The organism is Streptomyces sp. NPDC058964, assembly GCF_042741275.1.
Taxonomy (GTDB): Bacteria; Actinomycetota; Actinomycetes; order Streptomycetales; family Streptomycetaceae; genus Streptomyces.
Genome location: NZ_JBHYKH010000903.1, coordinates 1 through 1,843, shown reverse-complemented (window position 1 = coordinate 1,843; position 1,843 = coordinate 1). Strand labels below are relative to the sequence as shown.

Sequence of the window (1,843 nt, the reverse complement as noted above, 5' to 3'; positions counted from 1 at the left end):
GCGGGGCCCGCTTTACCCACCCCAAACCCCCCCCGCGCGCCGGGGCGGCGCCGCCCGCCCCCCCCCCCCCCGCTTCGCTACTCGTCGGCGGCGTCCGCATCACGACGGGCCGGAGGCCGCCGGGCAGGTCGGGGAGCTGGAAGGAGTACCGGCCAGGCATGTTGATGTGGTGCCGCACGAACGGCGAGAGGCGGGCCACGTCCTCGTCGCAGACGTCGAAGCCGTCCGCGCGCACCTGGTTCACCGCGGCGGCCGTGTACCGAGTGTTGAACAGGACGAGGGCGTTCAGGACGTACCCCAGTGCCCCGATCCGGTCTTCCATGCCGACGTGGTAGCGCTGGTAAGGCTGCCCGTGCCTGCCGTGGAAGATCTTCCGGGCCAGGGAACGGCGAACCTCCTGGAGGTTGGCCTGATTCTTGATCTGCCTGCGGTAGCCGGGCTCGTCGGCCAGGCGCAGGATGTGCAGGGTCTTCGCGATCCGCCCGTAGTGCGCGATCGCGTCGCCGAGCGGAGTGGGGCGGCCGTCGCGAGAGAGTATGCGGATGACGTCGTGCGCACGGACTGCGCCGGTGTGGATGGAGCCGAAAATCCGCAGGATGTCCTCCCAGTGGCGTTCGATACGGGCGAGGTCGACCCGGCCGCAGGCGGCGTCCTGGAAGGCGCGTAGTCGGCACTACGGTCCATGCGCCACATCTTCTGGTCCGGCAGATCGGCGAGCTGCGGCGCGTACGCGAACCCGGTCAGGGTGAGCAGGCCGAAGACGATGTCGCTGTAAGAAGCGGTGTCCGTGACGATCATCTCGGGGCGCTTGCCGCCCTCGCGGTCGTAGAGGACGTCCAGCACGTACAGCGAGTCGCGCGGAGTGCCGGCCACCACCTTCCCGCCCAGCCCCGCCGCCTGATCGTTGATCATGCACGCCCATGGCTTGCGCCACTGCCGCTACCGCGCACTGGCGAAGGTACACGTCCAGCACGTCCTCACTGCCGCTGGCGCCAACATCGTCCGCCTCAGTGAATGCTTCCGGCCCGGCACCACACCACCCAGGCCACCACGGCCGCTCACCCCGTTCCAGCGGATCTGCCAGAACACCCAACTTCCGCCTTGCAGTTGACCAAGCGAACATCACCAACAGCATCCATTCGGTGGTGACGGAGAGTCGTGAGAGTCGTTGAGATCCGCGTGAAGGACGTCAACGAGCTTGTGCAGATGGTGTTTTCAGGGTTGTCTCCGCTGGACGCCTCCCGGCGAGCCGTGATCGACGCGGTCCGCTACGTCAACCGGACCGGTGTCTCGACGGGGCAACGGTTGTGCCGCCGGGTCAGGGCTGAGCGGTCGCTGAGCTGTAGCGGACGGTGGCGAGTGCGGCACTCCAGGACACCACCTGGTCGAGCAGGGTGGTCAGCGAGGCTGCCTGGTGCTCCGCGGGTGTGAAGGTGGCGCCGAAATCGCGGAAGTCGGTGCGCAGGTTGAGGGTGACCTCGGCACCGACGTCGGCGAGCTGGAGGGCTCCGAGGACGGGCCGCAGCGCTTCGGCGGCGCGGACGCCGCCGTCGACGCCGTAGGAGATGATGCCGACGGCCTTGTTGTTCCATTCCGCGTAAACGCGGTCGAGTGCGTTCTTCAGGACGCCGGGGAAGGACCGGTTGTACTCGGGGGTGACGATCACGTAGCCGTCGTAGGCGGCAACGGTCTGCGCCCACTGCTGGGTGTAGGGCTGGGTGTAGCGGGCGGGGGCGCGCGGGGCGGGGGCGGCGGGAAGACGCCCGGGGAAGTAGGGGGGGGCGGGTATGAGCGACACAATCAAATTAAAAAAAAAAAAAACAACCCCCCACACAACAAAAAG

At 67.8% G+C, this 1,843-nt stretch carries 2 protein-coding genes and 1 pseudogene; 1 reads left to right on the top strand and 2 read right to left on the bottom strand.

Features of this window, described 5'->3' with window-relative positions:
• Positions 1-103: 103 nt before the first annotated feature.
• Positions 104-921: pseudogene (locus ACFW2E_RS46205) on the bottom strand (Tn3 family transposase); the annotation flags it as partial.
• Between ACFW2E_RS46205 and ACFW2E_RS46200 the strand changes: the two are divergent.
• Positions 911-1,111, top strand: coding sequence for a transposase (locus ACFW2E_RS46200; RefSeq protein WP_384478001.1), 201 nt, complete (start codon positions 911-913; stop codon positions 1,109-1,111). The pseudogene ACFW2E_RS46205 and the gene ACFW2E_RS46200 overlap by 11 nt on opposite strands.
• A 207-nt stretch (positions 1,112-1,318) precedes the next feature.
• Here ACFW2E_RS46200 and ACFW2E_RS46195 read toward each other — a convergent pair whose 3' ends face one another.
• Positions 1,319-1,798, bottom strand: coding sequence for an NADPH-dependent FMN reductase (locus tag ACFW2E_RS46195; protein ID WP_384477998.1), 480 nt, complete (start codon positions 1,796-1,798; stop codon positions 1,319-1,321).
• Positions 1,799-1,843: the final 45 nt, after the last annotated feature.

Bases quoted from the DNA above. Each gene is read 5' to 3' on its own strand.
- ACFW2E_RS46200 (WP_384478001.1), top strand. From the start codon at position 911: ATGCACGCCCATGGCTTGCGCCACTGCCGCTACCGCGCACTGGCGAAG.